The organism is Caballeronia glathei, from assembly GCF_000698595.1.
Taxonomy (GTDB): Bacteria; Pseudomonadota; Gammaproteobacteria; order Burkholderiales; family Burkholderiaceae; genus Caballeronia; species Caballeronia glathei.
Window position 1 is genome coordinate 134,191 of record NZ_JFHC01000009.1, and the last position, 14,735, is coordinate 148,925.

General features: G+C 67.2%; 15 protein-coding genes. 12 read left to right on the forward strand and 3 right to left on the reverse strand.

The window, feature by feature from the left end; all coding sequences use genetic code 11:
- The first annotated feature begins 34 nt into the window (after positions 1-34).
- Complete coding sequence (locus tag BG61_RS09115) at positions 35-904, forward strand: IclR family transcriptional regulator (RefSeq protein WP_035929460.1); 870 nt, start codon at positions 35-37, stop codon at positions 902-904.
- Between the two features lie 251 nt (positions 905-1,155).
- On the opposite strand, the gene BG61_RS09120 is transcribed toward BG61_RS09115, so the two are convergent.
- A complete protein-coding gene (locus tag BG61_RS09120) occupies positions 1,156-1,770 on the reverse strand; it encodes a helix-turn-helix domain-containing protein (protein ID WP_035929463.1) in 615 nt (204 codons plus the stop codon).
- 214 nt (positions 1,771-1,984) lie between these two features.
- On the opposite strand from BG61_RS09120, the gene amaB reads away from it, so the two are divergent.
- The 7 genes from amaB (at position 1,985) to BG61_RS09155 (ending at position 8,328) form a co-directional block, all read left to right on the forward strand.
- Positions 1,985-3,484 (forward strand): L-piperidine-6-carboxylate dehydrogenase, encoded by a 1,500-nt coding sequence (gene amaB / locus BG61_RS09125; protein WP_035929467.1) that lies wholly within the window; start codon positions 1,985-1,987, stop codon positions 3,482-3,484.
- 95 nt (positions 3,485-3,579) lie between these two features.
- Positions 3,580-4,752 carry an NAD(P)/FAD-dependent oxidoreductase gene (locus BG61_RS09130; RefSeq protein WP_035929470.1) on the forward strand — a complete coding sequence of 391 codons (1,173 nt, stop codon included), beginning with the start codon at positions 3,580-3,582 and terminating at the stop codon, positions 4,750-4,752.
- Between the two features lie 269 nt (positions 4,753-5,021).
- On the forward strand, positions 5,022-5,219 hold the full coding sequence (locus BG61_RS43245; protein WP_035929472.1) for a hypothetical protein: 198 nt from the start codon (positions 5,022-5,024) through the stop codon (positions 5,217-5,219).
- 295 nt (positions 5,220-5,514) lie between these two features.
- Positions 5,515-5,937, forward strand: a complete 423-nt coding sequence (locus BG61_RS09140; protein WP_035929475.1) for a CopG family transcriptional regulator — start codon at positions 5,515-5,517, stop codon at positions 5,935-5,937.
- A 46-nt stretch (positions 5,938-5,983) separates the two neighbouring features.
- Complete coding sequence (locus BG61_RS09145) at positions 5,984-7,138, forward strand: extracellular catalytic domain type 1 short-chain-length polyhydroxyalkanoate depolymerase (protein WP_035929478.1); 1,155 nt, start codon at positions 5,984-5,986, stop codon at positions 7,136-7,138.
- 206 nt (positions 7,139-7,344) lie between these two features.
- A complete protein-coding gene (locus tag BG61_RS09150) occupies positions 7,345-7,797 on the forward strand; it encodes a hypothetical protein (protein ID WP_035941631.1) in 453 nt (150 codons plus the stop codon).
- 231 nt (positions 7,798-8,028) lie between these two features.
- On the forward strand, positions 8,029-8,328 hold the full coding sequence (locus tag BG61_RS09155) for a DUF4148 domain-containing protein (protein ID WP_035929483.1): 300 nt from the start codon (positions 8,029-8,031) through the stop codon (positions 8,326-8,328).
- Between the two features lie 87 nt (positions 8,329-8,415).
- Here BG61_RS09155 and BG61_RS09160 read toward each other — a convergent pair whose 3' ends face one another.
- On the reverse strand, positions 8,416-8,823 hold the full coding sequence (locus tag BG61_RS09160; protein WP_035929486.1) for a hypothetical protein: 408 nt from the start codon (positions 8,821-8,823) through the stop codon (positions 8,416-8,418).
- Positions 8,824-8,878: 55 nt separating this feature from the next.
- Positions 8,879-9,670: a GDSL-type esterase/lipase family protein gene (locus tag BG61_RS09165; RefSeq protein ID WP_161783668.1), complete on the reverse strand. Its 792-nt coding sequence runs from the start codon at positions 9,668-9,670 to the stop codon at positions 8,879-8,881.
- Positions 9,671-10,002: 332 nt separating this feature from the next.
- Between BG61_RS09165 and BG61_RS09170 the strand changes: the two genes are divergently transcribed.
- The 4 genes from BG61_RS09170 to BG61_RS09185 all read left to right on the forward strand — a co-directional run bounded on the left by BG61_RS09170 (position 10,003) and on the right by BG61_RS09185 (position 14,583).
- The gene (locus tag BG61_RS09170; RefSeq protein ID WP_035929489.1) at positions 10,003-10,941 is read left to right on the forward strand and encodes a LysR family transcriptional regulator; all 939 of its coding nucleotides are present in this window, start codon (positions 10,003-10,005) and stop codon (positions 10,939-10,941) included.
- A 109-nt stretch (positions 10,942-11,050) separates the two neighbouring features.
- The gene (locus tag BG61_RS09175) at positions 11,051-12,244 is read left to right on the forward strand and encodes a CaiB/BaiF CoA transferase family protein (RefSeq protein WP_035929492.1); all 1,194 of its coding nucleotides are present in this window, start codon (positions 11,051-11,053) and stop codon (positions 12,242-12,244) included.
- A complete protein-coding gene (locus tag BG61_RS09180) occupies positions 12,241-13,182 on the forward strand; it encodes a hydroxymethylglutaryl-CoA lyase (protein ID WP_035929495.1) in 942 nt (313 codons plus the stop codon). The genes BG61_RS09175 and BG61_RS09180 overlap by 4 nt, the downstream gene beginning before the upstream one ends.
- 66 nt (positions 13,183-13,248) lie before the next feature.
- Positions 13,249-14,583 (forward strand): MFS transporter, encoded by a 1,335-nt coding sequence (locus BG61_RS09185; protein ID WP_035929508.1) that lies wholly within the window; start codon positions 13,249-13,251, stop codon positions 14,581-14,583.
- Positions 14,584-14,735 lie beyond the last annotated feature (152 nt).

Genomic DNA, 14,735 nt, shown 5'->3' on the forward strand with positions numbered 1-14,735 from the left:
CTCATCGAGAACCGGTAATCAAAAGGGACGAGTGATGGCAGGAAATCTGGAGCGGGCGCTATCGATCATCGAGTTGCTGGCCAAGAACGGCGGGCGCATGCAGCTCGCCGCCATCGCCGATACGCTCGACATCCCGCGCAGCGGAACGCACCGGCTGCTCGCGATGCTGATCGACGAGGGCTATGTCCGCCAGGACGAAGACCACGGCGAGTACATGCTCGCGCTCAAGCTCGTGTCGCTCGCGCTCATCTACCTCTCGACGGGCGGCGTGCTCGACGTGTCGCAGCCGGTGCTCGACCGGCTCGCGGCGGCGTCGGGGGAACTGGCGCGGCTCGGGGTCGTGGAGGGCGATCACATCACGTTCGTCGGCAAGGCGCAGGGCGCGAAGTCGGGGCTGCGCTATGACCCCGACATGGGCAGCCAGCCGCCGCTGCACTGCACGGCGAGCGGTCAGGCGTGGCTCTCCTCGCTTTCCGACGAGGAGGCGCTCGAACTCGTCTCGCGGCAGGGCGGCCTCGGCAAGCCGGGGCAGGGCGGACCGAAGGCGCCGAAGACGATCCAGCAGTTCCTGCAGGACCTGCACGACGCGCGCAAGCGCGGCTACGGCATCGCGAGCGAAACCTACGAGGCGGGCATGACGTCGATGGCGGCGCCCATTCACCATCCGGTCACCGGGGTCGTGGTCGGGGTCGTGAGTCTCGCCGGGCCGACCAGCCGGCTGCCCGAAGCCCGCCTGACGGAACTGGCGCCCGCGCTCCTCGAAGCGGCCTCCGACATGGGCGCCGCGACGCTGAGTTCGCCGTACTTCAAGCGCGGCCTGCCGCAGCCGCAGACGGCGACGACGCCCGCGCCGCAAGCGGAAAAGGCGGAAGCGCCACGCAAACCGCGCAAGCGCGCGAGTTGATTCCAGACGGCGGAACAGCGCGCGATCGTCGATGCGATGCGGCGCTTTCCCGGCGGCGACTTCATCATGGGCTCGATCGCGGCAAACCGCATCCTGCCGGACGGCCCCGGCCGGGAACCGCACATCGACCATCCGTATTGGGATTTCCACATGCCCGGCACGATCCCGGCCGGCATCAATCGAGCTTTCCGCTCAACGCGCAGGGACGCAGGGACGCGACCGGACACTGACTACCGACGAGACGCGCGGCCTCATTGCCCGACGGGCGGCACGTCGCCGCCCGTCGCCATCCACAGCACTTCTGCGTCTTCCTCGCTCGTCGACACGGCGGCGTGGCCCGTGCGGCTGTCGAAATAGAGGCTGTCGCCGGCGTTCAGGTGGGTGGGCGCATAAAGCTCCGAATACAGGCACACGCTGCCGCTCAGCACGTACAGGAATTCTTCGCCCTCGTGGCGGCCCCAGTCGTCGAAGGCGTCGAGCGTGTGCGCGGAAATGCGGATGCGAAACGGCAGCATCGCCTTGTGCGCGAGGTCGGTGGCGAGCAGTTCCATCTGATACCCTCGGTACGCGTGGCGCTGGCCCTCGTCGCGCCGCGTGAGCGCGCGGCGCCCGCTCGCGCTCGGCTTCGCCGACGAGCCGAACAGTTCACCCAGATCGATGCTGAGTCCGCGAACGATCTTCTGGAGCACGTCGAAGGTGGGCGACATCAGGCCGTTCTCGATCTTCGAGAGCGCGGAGCGCGACACGCCGCACAGGCGGCTCGCGGTTTCCAGCGTCAGGTCGTTCGCGACGCGCGCGGCCTTGATCCGGCGCCCGAGCGCGGCCGTCGACGGCTCGGCGGAGGGGATGATGGGGTGGCTGGCCATGTCGTCTGAAGGCATGCGGGCAGTGGCGTAATGTTTCCGATAATACCATCGCGCATGCGGCGAACGCGTCCTGACAGGACCGGTTCGTTTCAGGAGAAACCCTTGTCTGTCAAAGAGAATGAAGCTCGGAAACAATCCCGATTGCCGCAGAAAATCCCCGCGTGTATAGTTTCCGAACCTACTCAAGTTTCGTATCGGAAATAAAGGAGCCATTGTGGACGCTAATTCGATCCTCTCCGAACTGGGCATCGCGAAGCTCGCGGACGACGGCGACATCGCCGCCACTTCGCCGATCACGGGCGAAGTCATCGGCCGCGTGAAGAGCCACACCGCGGCGCAGGTCGATGCGGCGCTCGCACAGGCCCGCATCGCCTATGCGGCGTGGCGCAACGTCCCGGCGCCGCGCCGTGGCGAACTGGTGCGCCTGCTCGGCAACCGGCTGCGCGAGAAGAAGGCGGCGCTCGGCCGCCTGGTCTCGCTCGAAGCGGGCAAGATTCTTCAAGAAGGCCTGGGCGAAGTGCAGGAAATGATCGACATCTGCGACTTCGCGGTCGGCCTGTCGCGCCAGCTGTACGGCCTCACGATCGCATCGGAGCGCCCCGGCCACAGGATGGCGGAAACGTGGCATCCGGCGGGCGTCTGCACGGTCATCTCGGCGTTCAACTTTCCCGTCGCGGTCTGGTCGTGGAATGCCGCGCTCGCGCTCGTGTGCGGCAACGCCGTGATCTGGAAGCCGTCCGAGAAGACGCCCCTCACGGCGCTCGCCGTCGACCGGATCATGCAGGACGCGCTCGCCGAGTTCGGCGACGCCCCTGCTGGCCTCGCCTCGCTCGTCGTCGGCGCACGCGAGGTGGGCGCGCAGCTCGTCGCGGACCCGCGCTCGGACATCGTGAGCGCGACGGGCAGCACCGCGATGGGCCGGGCGGTCGGCGTGGAAGTCGCGCGCCGCTTCGGACGCTCGATTCTCGAACTCGGCGGCAACAACGCGGGAATCGTGTCGAAGAGCGCCGATCCCGAACTCGCGCTGCGCGGCATCCTGTTTTCCGCGGTCGGCACGGCGGGCCAGCGCTGCACGTCGCTGCGGCGGCTTTTCGTGCACGAAAGCATCTACGACGACACCGTCGCGCGCCTGAAAGACTTCTACGCGAAGGTGCCGATCGGCAACCCGCTGGAAAAGGGCGTGCTGATGGGGCCGCTGATCGACGGCGATGCGTTCGCGCGCATGCAGCGGGCGCTCGAGCAGGCGAAGAGCGAGGGCGGCAAGGTGTTCGGCGGAGAGCGCGTCGACGTGAAGGGATGCGAAAAGGGCTACTACGTGCGCCCGGCGCTCGTCGAAATGCCCTCGCAGACGGCCGTCGTGCTCACCGAAACCTTCGCGCCGATCCTCTACGTGCTGCGCTACAGCGACTTCGACGAAGCCATCGCGGCGAACAACGCCGCTTCGCACGGGCTGTCGTCGTGCGCGTTCACGACCGACCTGCGCGAAGCCGAGCGCTTCCTGTCGGCGTCGGGCAGCGATTGCGGCATCGCGAACGTGAACATCGGGCCGAGCGGCGCGGAAATCGGCGGCGCGTTCGGCGGCGAGAAGGAAACGGGCGGCGGCCGCGAATCCGGCTCGGACGCGTGGAAGGGCTACATGCGCCGCGCGACCAACACGGTCAACTATTCGTCGGCGCTGCCGCTCGCGCAGGGCATCGACTTCTCGATCGGCTAGGCGCTTTTCCGGCGGTGCGGCCATTCCCGGAGCATTTCCGGGCCGCCCCGGCCGTCCGTTGGCGTGCGTTCGGATCTATTTGCGGAGACTGCGGCGTGGCTTCGAAGGTGGTGATCGTGGGTGGCGGTGTCATCGGCAGCTCGGTGGCTTATTTTCTGCGCGCGTCGGACCCCGCCGTGCAGGTCACGGTGATCGAACGCGATCCGACGTACGCGCGCTCGTCGTCGGCGCTGTCGGCGGCGTCGATCCGGCAGCAGTTTTCCACGCCGCTGTCGGTCGCGATGTCGCTCTTCGGCATCGACTTTCTGCGCTCGATCGGCGCGCGCCTCGAAGTGGGCGGCGACGCACCGTCGATCGATCTGCACGAGGGCGGCTATCTCTTTCTCGCCACCGCGGCGGGCGAGGCGACGCTGCGCGAGAACCATGCGCTTCAGACGCGCCTTGGCGCCGACATCAGCCTGCTCGACGCCGCGCAGTTGCAGCAGCGCTTCCCGTGGCTGAACACGGCGGATCTCGCGGCCGGCGCCTTCGGCGAAAGCGGCGAAGGCTGGTTCGACGGCTACGGGCTCGTGCAGGCGCTGCGCAAGAAGGCGCAGTCGCTCGGCGCTCGCTACGTGGCCGCCGACGCGGTCGCGCTCGAACGCGACGGCCGCAAGGTCACGCACGTCGTCGCCTCCGACGGCGAGCGCCACGCCTGCGACATGCTCGTGAACGCGGCGGGCGCGTGGTCGCGCGCGCTCGCGCGGATGCTCGGCATCGACATTCCGGTCTACGCGCGGCGCCGCAGCATCTTCAACGTGTCCACGCCCGCGAAGCTCGCGCGCTGCCCGCTTCTCATCGACCCGACCGGCGTCTACTTCCGCCCGGAAGGCCGCACCTATATCTGCGGCACGTCGCCGGCGGCGGACAACGACCCGGACGATCTTCCGCTCGACGAGGTCGATCACGCGCTCTTCGACGACGTCATCTGGCCGACGCTCGCGCACCGCGTGCCGGAGTTCGAGGCGCTGCGCGTGGAGAACTGCTGGTCCGGCTACTACGAGTACAACGTGTTCGACCAGAACGCGATCATCGGCCATCACCCTGACGTGGACAATTGCGTCTTCGCGAACGGCTTCAGCGGCCACGGACTCCAGCAGGGCCCGGCGACGGGGCGCGGCGTGAGCGAACTGATCCTGCACGGCCGGTACACGACGCTCGATCTGTCGCCGCTCGGCTGGGAGCGCGTGCTCGAAAATCGTCCGATCGTCGAGAAAAACGTGGTGTGAGAGCGACACTCGGCCGCGCCGCGCGTGCGGAGAATTTTGGCGAGAAACAAATGCCCGGCACGATCCGAGCATTTTTTACGGTTTCCTTTCAATATCCGGGCTGGAATGCGGTTTGCCGAACGGTTTTTCACATCCGGAGCGACGATCGTGAATAAAGCTGACGTTTGCGCGTCGTCCATCGATGAAATCCACTAGGGCGGACTCGATCCGAAGCGCGCACTCTGTAAGTTGAGGAGCAAGCCTCCGTTTACTTCCACAAGGAGTGACAAATGGACACCATCACGCATGCGACCGTCGTGACGTGGCTGGAAGACGCCGAAACCCACGGCGACGATTACGCACCGATTTCACACTCGTCGAGCCAGGTCTGCGAGCGACCGGAATACGTGGCCGAAGTCTTCGGCCGATTCGCGAGCGAGACATCGGACGACGGCCAGAACGGCCGCGTCGTGCGCGGCTACAACTAGCCTCACAACTGGCCTCACACTCGCCGATCCCTGACCGGCGGCAGCGGCGCAAACCGCTGACGCTGCCGGCGCAACGCACCGAATGACACGTCCTGAACGGGCTCAGCCCGCTCGGGATCGCAGCGATTGAATCTGCGACGCCGCCGCCCGGCGACCCGTCCAGCTTTCCTTCCCCTCCCGAAGACGCTCACCACCCGGCCTCAGGTTTCTGCCTGAAGTGGCCCTCAATTTTTGCGTTGACTCATTGCGCTCACCAGCCTATAAACATCCCATTGGATGGTAATTGGATGGTGAAATGACGAATCAACCTGTCGAAGCGCCGCGCCCGAAGGGCGGTGAAAGCGAAAAAATCACGATCAATCTCGGCCCCGTCGACCTCGGTCAGATCGACCTGCTCGTCGAAGAGGGCTTTTACTCCAACCGCACGGACCTGATCCGCACGGCGATCCGCAACCAGCTGGCGATTCACGCGCAGGTCGTGAGCGAAACGGTAACGCGGCGCGCGCTCGTTCTGGGCTTGCAGCACTTTTCCAGACGCGACCTGGAAGCGGCGCTCGCGGCTAACGAGCGTCTCAATATCCACGTGCTCGGCCTCGCCAGCATCGCCGCCGATGTCTCCGCCGAGCTTGCGCTCGCGACGATCGAGTCGGTCGTCGTGCTGGGCGCGTTTCACGCATCGCCGGCGGTCAAGGCCGCGCTGGCCGGCCGCATCAGCTAGGCGGTGCCGCACCGGCGGCAACACACAACCGACAACGGAAAACGAAATGAAACTGAACGAAGGCTTCCTCAACTCGATGCACAAGGTCATGTCGCTCTTGCGCACCCACGGCCCGGCGGAGGCGACCGAGGCGATCCAGCGCGCGCTGCGCGGTGAATCGGCCGAGGCGCCGCGGGCGGAGCGCGACGCGCATGAAGTACCCGGGAAACGCGAAGTAAACGGCGAGCCCTCGACCCGCTCCGCTGGCTTCGAGCCGACGCTCAAGGACAGGCTGAAGCAGACTTTCGGGCAGACCTTCGCGCGCGCTCCCGCCGCGACCACCGCCGACGTCGAAGTCGAGGATCGCGGGCATGTCAGCACCCACGCCTATGCGAACGCGGCGGGCGCGCGCGACTATCGGCTCTATGTGCCGGCGGGCTACCGCGACGAACCGCTGCCGCTTGTCGTAATGCTGCACGGCTGCACCCAGGACGCCGACGACTTCGCCGCCGGCACGCGGATGAACGCGCTCGCCGAGCGGCACGGCTGTATCGTCGCGTATCCGATCCAGCCGCAGCGGGCCAATCCGTCGAAGTGCTGGAACTGGTTCAGGCCCGGCGACCAGCACGCGCAGACGGGCGAGCCGTCGCTGATCGCGGGCATCACGCGCGACGTGATGGCGAGCCACCGCGTGGACCCGGCGCGCGTGTATGTCGCCGGCCTGTCGGCGGGCGGCGCGATGGCGGACGTCATGGTTCGCGAGTACCCGGACCTCTATGCGGCCGCCTGCGTGCATTCCGGGCTGCCGCGTGGCTGTGCGCACGATCTGCCATCGGCGCTCGCGGCGATGCGCGGCGGCAGGCGCAAGGGCGCGAAGGGCCGGCACGGCGCCGCGGGCACGACGCCGCCCGATACTCCGAAGCGTCCGATCATCGTGTTTCACGGCGACGCCGACACGACCGTGCATCCGTCGAACGCGATGGAACTGGTGCGCGGATTCGGGCTGGATGCGTCGACGGAAAACCGCGCAGCCAGCGGCCGTGCGTGCACCGTGCGGCGGCTGAAGTCGGAGGGCGGCGTCGATGCGGAACTCTGGACGATTCACGGCGCGCCGCACGCGTGGGCGGGCGGCAGCGCGAACGGAACGTACACCGATCCTGCCGGACCCGACGCCAGCGCCGAAATGATGCGCTTCTTCCTTGCACATCCGCGCCGCGGCTGAGGCCGCGCGGTTCGCCGTCTCGCGTTTCGGCGTCTTTGCAGGACATGTCTGCGGCGGGCGCGCAACGCCCCGTGGAGGCCGCTTTTTTGGTCACCTACTCTGGTTCCGAAACGGGGAGCGCATATGGAAAGAACGATCGCGATTGGTGCGCCGGTTTCCGGCGCGTGCGCGTCACACGTCGCGCGGGCGGCATATGGCGTACGGCGATGAACCCGATCTCGCCCGATGACGACCCGCCGGTGAACGCGCCCGGCCCATTCTCTGCGCCCCGCGAACTGCTCGTGCCGCCCCGCGACCCGCGGCGCATGGGACGATACGCGGACGCTTCGGCATGCTTCGTGGTGGCGTGGTCGCTGCTCGAAGTGCCCTGGGAAATCGACGCGAACAGCCGCGGCGAGGAGATCGCGGCCGTGCTCGCATCGAAGACGCTGCTTTTCGTGATCGTCGCGTTCATGCTGCAGGGGCGGCGCGTCGCGAGCTATCTGCTGCTCTTCGTCTGCCTGATGAGCGTGCTCGCGATGGCCCCCGAGATTCCGCTCGAATTCAGGCGATCGCCGTGGCTCGCGGTGCTTTCGGGCGTCGAATGCGTGAGCAAGCTCGCGACGTTCGCGTTCCTCGCGCTGCATCTGAAAGGCGGATTCTCGCGACGCGCCGGCTGAGGGCGGAGTGGCCGGAACGCCCCGGCCGAACCTGCGAAAGGGCAAACGCGCAAAAACACAAAAACGCAAAAACGCAAAGCGCGCTATCTTCACTTACCGGCTCCATAAAGAAGCGAAGACTGGCCGGGCCGATACGCCCGTGCATCGGGCGCGGCTCGCAGGCGCGAACGGGCGCCACCGCGGGCGCGATCGGCGAAAGGAAACAGCCGCGCTCTTTCCAGGAGATTCGTCATGAGTCGAATTCGCGTCGTTTCGGCAGCCGTTGCCGCGTCGATTGGCATTGCGCTCGCGTGGAGCCCGGTCGCGATGGCGCAAACCGCACCGGACGTCGCCGCGTCCACGCCGAAGGAGATCCGCAAGGCGGAGCGCAAGGCCGCGCGCGAGCGGAACAATGCCGAGTTGAAGGCACTCGAGAAGCAGGGCTATCAGCCCGCCGGCAACCAGATCAACTATCCGCAGAACATCCAGGAAGCCCAGCGCAAGGTGGATGCGTCGAAGGCCGCTCAGGGCACGGCAGCGTCCGCGCCCTGAGCGTTTCCTGACGCCGTCTGCGGGCCGGAGCATGCGGCAATGCTGCGATGCGGCGCGTCCCTCCCCATCAGGGCGCGTCAGGACATATCAGGGCGCGGGTTCGGCCGCGTCGCTCGCGATTGCCTGCCGCAGATGCGGCACCGCATGCGCGCGATACCACTGGAGCATCTCGCGGATCGCGGCGTCGGCGGGCCGTGCGTGCGCGCCGCCGATCAGTTCGCCGCACGCCCGGGCCATCGCGTTCATGATGCGGCTCGCCTCCGGAACATAGGGCAGATCCGCGTGACTGTCGTGGCGCTCGCGGATGATCCGGTAGCGGATGTTCTCGGGAAACGTCCACGCGCTGACGATGAAATCCTGCACGCTCACCGCCTGGCCGCCGACCTCGACGGCGATGCCGCGGTGCCGTTCGGCATAGCCCATCGCTTCGATCTGCTCGCAGGCGTCGATCGCGGTGTTCATCATCTCGCGGATCAGGTCCCAGTCTGTTTTCATCGTTCGGTCCTTGGGCTTTTGGCGGGGGCGCCGTGGTCTTGCCGGCTCGCGGCTGTCACTTCGTCATCGCGCGGACTTTTTCCGCGATCGCGCGGCCGAGCTTCTGTTGCGATGCGGCAGTGAGATGCGCGCCATCGACGCCGTCGATGCGCACGACCATGGCGGCGTCGAGAAATTCCACGTGCTGCTTCTGTGCGACGGCCGCGTACGCTTTCGCGAGCTGCGCCCACTTGCCGGCGGTGTCCGCGCGAGCGGGATCGGCGGCCGCGTCGACGGCGACCGGCGGCGGCGCCACGACGAGCACCTTCGGGCCCGGGTCGAGTGTGCTGATGCCGCCGTGCATGTCCTTCACGATCTGCACGAGCTTGTCCATGCCCTCCGCGATCCGCGCGGGCGTTCGGCCGCCCTGCGCCGTCAGCTCGCTGCCGCCGAGCATGATCACGACCACGTCGAGCGGCTGGGCGCGCGCGAGGACGCCGGGCAGCGCCGCGCTGCCGTCGAGCGCGGCACCTTGCGCTGGCGAGTTCGCCGAAGGATTCGCCGACGTGCTGGTCGACAGGTTTGCCGGCGGGTTCGACCGGTCCGGCAGGTCGGTCGTGCGGCCGTTCAGGCCGTCGTCGATCACGACGTAGTCGCGGCCGAGCGCCGCCTGCATCGCGGCGGGCCATCGCGCGGACGCGGGCAGGCGCGCGGGTGCGCCGTGCGTCGCGGGCTTGCGGCCCCAGGTGAGGGCGTCGCCGAATGCGAGTATCCGCTTCGGCTCGTCGGCGCGGGCCGCCGCCGTGACGGCGAGCGCCGCGATGACCAGAACCGTTGCGATGGCAGTGCGCAGCAGGGGCCGCGGCATCGTTGTCTCCGGGTTTTGTGTGCGCTCGGGCGCCACTATCGCTGTTTTTCCCGCCGTCTTTTGCGCCTCATGGCAGGCCTCGCGCGGCATGCCGGACCAAAAGCTGCCCGACAGTATGACCGACGGGCGCGGGTGCCGCCAGACGAAAGCCAGACGAAAGCAAGACGCCGGCGACGAGGCGGCGCGGCATGACTGGGGGCGGATCGCATGCAGCCGGGCCTGCCAAGGCAGCTTTTCCGATCTCGCGTCACAATGGCGCCTGACTTGTCCCGAAACCCGCTAATCCTGCGCGCCGTACCGGCGATCGTCCGTGCGCCGCGCGCCTCATTCCCATGGCATTGAAGAATCTGCTGAGGCGGCTCGACCTCACGACCCTGCAACTCTTTCTCGCGATCTTCGAGGAGGGCACGCTCACGCGCGCGGCCGAGCGCGAGGCGATCGCGGTATCGGCCGCGAGCAAGCGCCTGCTCGAACTCGAACAGGCGGTCGGCGCGGTGCTGTTCGAGCGCCGGGCGCGCGGCATGGACCTGACGCCTGCCGGCGAAACGCTGCTGCATCACGCGCGGCGCGTGCTGCGCGACATCGAGAACATCGGCATCGAGCTTGCCGAGCACGCGACCGGCGTGCGCGGCTACGTGCGGATGATGGCCAATCTGTCCGCAATCGTCGAGTTCCTGCCGGAGGACCTGCGCGCGTTTCTCTCGGTGCACGACCAGATCAAGATCGACCTGGAGGAGCGGCCGAGCGGCGGCATCATCGAGGCGGTGGCGGACAGCCTCGCCGACCTGGGCATCTGCTCGGGCGACGCGGACACGCGCGGACTTCAGGCGACGCACTATCGCCACGACCGTCTCGTGATCGTGATGCGCGACGATCATCCGCTCGCGAAGCGCGAAAGCATCGCGTTTGCGGAAACGCTCGACAGCGACCACGTCGGCCTGCATTCGGCGAGCTCGATCAACATGCGCACGCATCTGGCCGCGCGCCAGGCGGGCAAGCCGCTGCGGCTGCGCATCCACGTGCCGGGCTTCGATGCCGTGTGCCGCATGGTGCAGGCGGGCATGGGCGTGGGCGTGCTGCCGTACGACGTCTACAGCGCGATGGGCCGTCCGCTCGGCCTGGCGGCGGTCGCGCTCGACGAGGACTGGGCCGAGCGCAGCCTGATCATCGTGGTCCGCGATGCCGCGGCGCTTTCGCCGGTGAGCCGCCTTCTCTTCGATCATCTGCGAACGGTGGAAGCGCTCTCGGCTCGTGCCGACGGCACCGCCTGAGCCGAACGTTCTCGATCGGCGAACGGTCCTTGCCGAAATGCGGTTGGACTCGCGCCCGGCGCCGCTCCTAAGCTACTCCCATGCAACACAAAATCGGGAGACAGGCATCATGAGCGGACCTCTTAAGGGCATTCGGGTCGTCGAGATCGGAACCCTCATCGCGGCACCTTTCGCAGCCAGAATGCTGGCGGAATTCGGCGCCGAAGTCATCAAGATCGAAACCCCCAACGGCGGCGATCCCCTTCGCAAATGGCGAAAGCTGCACGAGGGCACTTCGCTCTGGTGGTATCTGCAGTCGCGCAACAAGAAGTCGGTGTGCGTGAACCTCAAGTCGGCCGACGGCATCGAGATCGTCAAGCGGCTCGCGAAGGACGCGGACATCGTCATCGAAAACCTGCGACCCGGCGCGCTCGAGAAGCTCGGCATCGGCTGGGACGTGCTGCACGAAATCAACCCCAGGCTCACGATGGTCCGCATCTCCGGATACGGCCAGTCGGGCCCGTACCGCGACCGCCCGGGCTTCGGCGCGATCGGCGAGGCGATGGGCGGCATCCGCTACACGACGGGCGACGTGGACGGCGCCCCGGCGCGCGTGGGCGTGAGCCTCGGCGATTCGCTCGCGTCGCTGCATGGCGTGATCGGCGCGCTGATGTCGCTGCTGCGCGTGAAGACGGGGCAGGGCGAGGGCCAGGTGGTGGACGTCTCGCTCGTCGAAAGCGTTTTCAACCTGATGGAAAGCCTCGTGCCGGAATACGACCTGCTCGGCCACGTGCGCGAAAGAAGCGGCGGCGCGCTGCCGGGCATCGCGCCGTCGAACACGTACCGCACCGAGGACGGCGGCTTCGTGGTGATCGCGGGCAACAGCGACCCGATCTACAGGCGCCTCATGCAGGTGATCGGCCGCCCCGATCTCGCCGACGATCCCGCGCTCGCCCACAACGACGGCCGCGCGCTGCAAAGCGCGATGCTCGACGAGGCGATCACCGCGTGGACCTCGCACCACTCCACCGAGGACGTGCTCGCCACGCTCGAACGCGAGGAAGTGCCGGCCGGACGCATCTATTCGGTCGCGGACATCGTCGCGGACCCGCACTATCAGGCGCGCGAGATGTTGCTCGACGCGAGCCTGCCGGGCGGCGCGTCGGTGAAGATGCCGGGCATCGTGCCCAAGCTCTCCGACACCCCGGGCGAAGTCAACTGGCAGGGTCCGGCCCTTGGCGAGCACACGGGTTCCGTGCTGGCCTCGCTCGGCTTCGATGCGAGCGACGTGGCGCGCCTGCGCGCCGAAGGAGCCGTGCAATGATCCGCGATTACTCTCAACGGCTGGTCGTTCAGGAAGTGGCGCCGCGCGACGGCTTGCAGATCGAACAGAAGTGGGTCGAGACCGACGACAAGATCGCGCTGATCGACAACCTGTCGGCGTGCGGCTTCACGCGCATCGAAGCGGGCTCGTTCGTGTCGCCGAAGGCGATCCCCGCGCTGCGCGACGGCGACGAAGTGTTCCACCGCATCGGGCGGCGTCCCGGCGTGATCTACGTCGCGCTGATTCCGAACGTGAAGGGCGCGGAGCGCGCGCTCGCCGCCCACGCCGACGAACTCAATCTCGTGATGTCCGCGAGCGAGACGCACAACCGCGCGAACATGCGCATGAGCTGCGAGCAATCACTCGCGGGCTTCGGCGACATCGTGCGCCTCGTCGCCGGCTCGGGGGCGTCGCTCAACGCGACCGTCGCCACGGCGTTCGGCTGTCCGTTCGAAGGCCGCATCGACGAGGACCGCGTGGCGTCGATCGTCGACACCTACCGCGAGATGGGCATGCAGGGCATCACGCTCGCCGACACCACGGGCATGGCGAATCCGCGTCAGGTCGCGCGGATCGTCGAGCGCGTGCTCGGGCGCATCCCCGCCGAGGCGCTCACGCTGCACTTTCACAATACGCGCGGCCTCGGGCTCGCCAACGTGCTCGCGGCCTACGAAGCAGGCGCGCGCCGTTTCGACGCGTCGCTTGGCGGCCTCGGCGGCTGTCCGTTCGCGCCGGGCGCGTCCGGCAACATCTGCACGGAAGATCTCGTCGCGATGTGCGAGGAGTTGAGCATCCCGACCGGGATCGATTTGCTGAAGCTGATCGAGCTGTCGCGCACGCTGCCCGCACTCGTCGGCCACGACGTGCCGGGGCAGGTGGCCAAGGCGGGCCGCAACTGCGACCTGCATCCCGTTCCCGCGTATGTACGCACCATCTGATTTCACTTGAACCCTCAACAACAGATTCGACCGGACGGCTCAGGCCAGTCCGGCGTGGAGACGATCATGAGTGATCTGGGCGCAGTATCGGCACCGAGCCAATCGAACAAGAATGAGAACGCGGCGGACATCATCCGCAAGGTGGCATGGCGGCTGATGCCGCTCATCATGCTGTGCTATCTGTTCGCGTTCTTCGACCGCATCAACATCAGCTTCGCGAAGTTCCAGCTACAGAGCGATCTGGGCTTCTCCGACACCGCCTACGGCCTCGGCGCGAGCCTCTTCGTGATCGGCTACGTGCTCTTCGAAGTGCCCAGCAACCTGATGCTCTACAAGGTCGGCGCGCGCCGCTGGATCGCGCGGATCATGATTTCGTGGGGCCTTGCCACCACGGCGATGGTCTTCGTTTCGACCGAGTGGCAGTTCTACGGGCTGCGCTTCATCATCGGCGCGATGGAAGCGGGTTTCGCACCCGGCGTGTTGTATTACCTGACGTTGTGGTTCCCGGCGAGCTATCGCGGACGCATCACGTCACTGCTCTTTCTTGCGTCGGCGTTCTCGGGTCTGGTTGGCGCGCCGCTTTCGGGGCTCGTGCTCGGGCACCTGGACGGCGCGCTCGGCATGGCGGGCTGGCACTGGCTGTTCCTGCTCGGCGGCCTGCCGTGCGTGCTGCTCGGCATTCTGGTGCTGAAGGTGCTGAAGGATCGCGTCGACGATGCGGGCTGGCTGACGACGTCGGAAAAGATCTATCTGAAGAGCCAGATCGCGGGCCAGAGCAAGCCGGCGCCCGGCGGGCATTCGCTGCTCGGCGCGATCAAGACGCCCGGATTCCTCACGCTGGGACTGATCTATTTTCTGATCCAGATTGCCTCGTATGGGCTCAACTTCTGGGCGCCGCACCTGATCCGCACGGCGGGCACGAACAATCCCACGGTCATCGGGCTGCTTACGGCGGTGCCGTATATCTGCGGCGCGATCTGCATGGTCGTGGTGGGGCGGATGTCGGATACGTCGGGCGAGCGTCGCAAGTTCGTATGCGGCTTGCTGCTGATGGCTGCGGTGGGCTTCTTCGCGGCGGGCGTGTTCGACAAGCAGACGACGCTGTTGATCGTGGCGCTCGGCGTGATGGGCGCGGGCGTGATCGCGGCGATTCCTGCCTTCTGGGCGCTGCCGCCCAAGCTGCTCACCGGCGCCGGTGCGGCGGGGGGTATTGCGCTCATCAACACGCTCGGGCAACTGGGCGGGATCGTGAGCCCGGTCATGGTCGGGCGCATTCGCGACATGACCGGCAGCACGACGCCTGCACTCTATGCGATCGGCTGCATGAGCGTGATCTGTGCGCTCATTCTGATGTACGGGTTGCCGCAGTCGTTGCGGCAGAAGGATCATGCTGGAGTGTGATGAACGAGGGGGCTGGCGCGGGTGGGGGCACACCGTTTGATGCGCCAGCACTTCCATGAAATTTGATACGTTCGCGGTCGATCGGCACAGGGAGGCCGCTGGCGCTTGGACGGGGGGGCGTGTTGTGTTTGCACCGTTTGATGCGCTTGTGC

Coding starts and splice junctions, on each gene's coding strand:
- BG61_RS09175 (WP_035929492.1), top strand. CDS start 11,051: ATGAGCGGACCTCTTAAGGGCATTCGGGTCGTCGAGATCGGAACCCTC.
- BG61_RS09120 (WP_035929463.1), bottom strand. CDS start 1,770: ATGGCCAGCCACCCCATCATCCCCTCCGCCGAGCCGTCGACGGCCGCG.
- BG61_RS09115 (WP_035929460.1), top strand. CDS start 35: ATGGCAGGAAATCTGGAGCGGGCGCTATCGATCATCGAGTTGCTGGCC.
- BG61_RS43245 (WP_035929472.1), top strand. CDS start 5,022: ATGGACACCATCACGCATGCGACCGTCGTGACGTGGCTGGAAGACGCC.
- BG61_RS09140 (WP_035929475.1), top strand. CDS start 5,515: ATGACGAATCAACCTGTCGAAGCGCCGCGCCCGAAGGGCGGTGAAAGC.
- BG61_RS09170 (WP_035929489.1), top strand. CDS start 10,003: ATGGCATTGAAGAATCTGCTGAGGCGGCTCGACCTCACGACCCTGCAA.
- BG61_RS09150 (WP_035941631.1), top strand. CDS start 7,345: ATGAACCCGATCTCGCCCGATGACGACCCGCCGGTGAACGCGCCCGGC.
- BG61_RS09155 (WP_035929483.1), top strand. CDS start 8,029: ATGAGTCGAATTCGCGTCGTTTCGGCAGCCGTTGCCGCGTCGATTGGC.
- BG61_RS09180 (WP_035929495.1), top strand. CDS start 12,241: ATGATCCGCGATTACTCTCAACGGCTGGTCGTTCAGGAAGTGGCGCCG.
- BG61_RS09185 (WP_035929508.1), top strand. CDS start 13,249: ATGAGTGATCTGGGCGCAGTATCGGCACCGAGCCAATCGAACAAGAAT.
- BG61_RS09145 (WP_035929478.1), top strand. CDS start 5,984: ATGAAACTGAACGAAGGCTTCCTCAACTCGATGCACAAGGTCATGTCG.
- BG61_RS09160 (WP_035929486.1), bottom strand. CDS start 8,823: ATGAAAACAGACTGGGACCTGATCCGCGAGATGATGAACACCGCGATC.
- BG61_RS09165 (WP_161783668.1), bottom strand. CDS start 9,670: ATGCCGCGGCCCCTGCTGCGCACTGCCATCGCAACGGTTCTGGTCATC.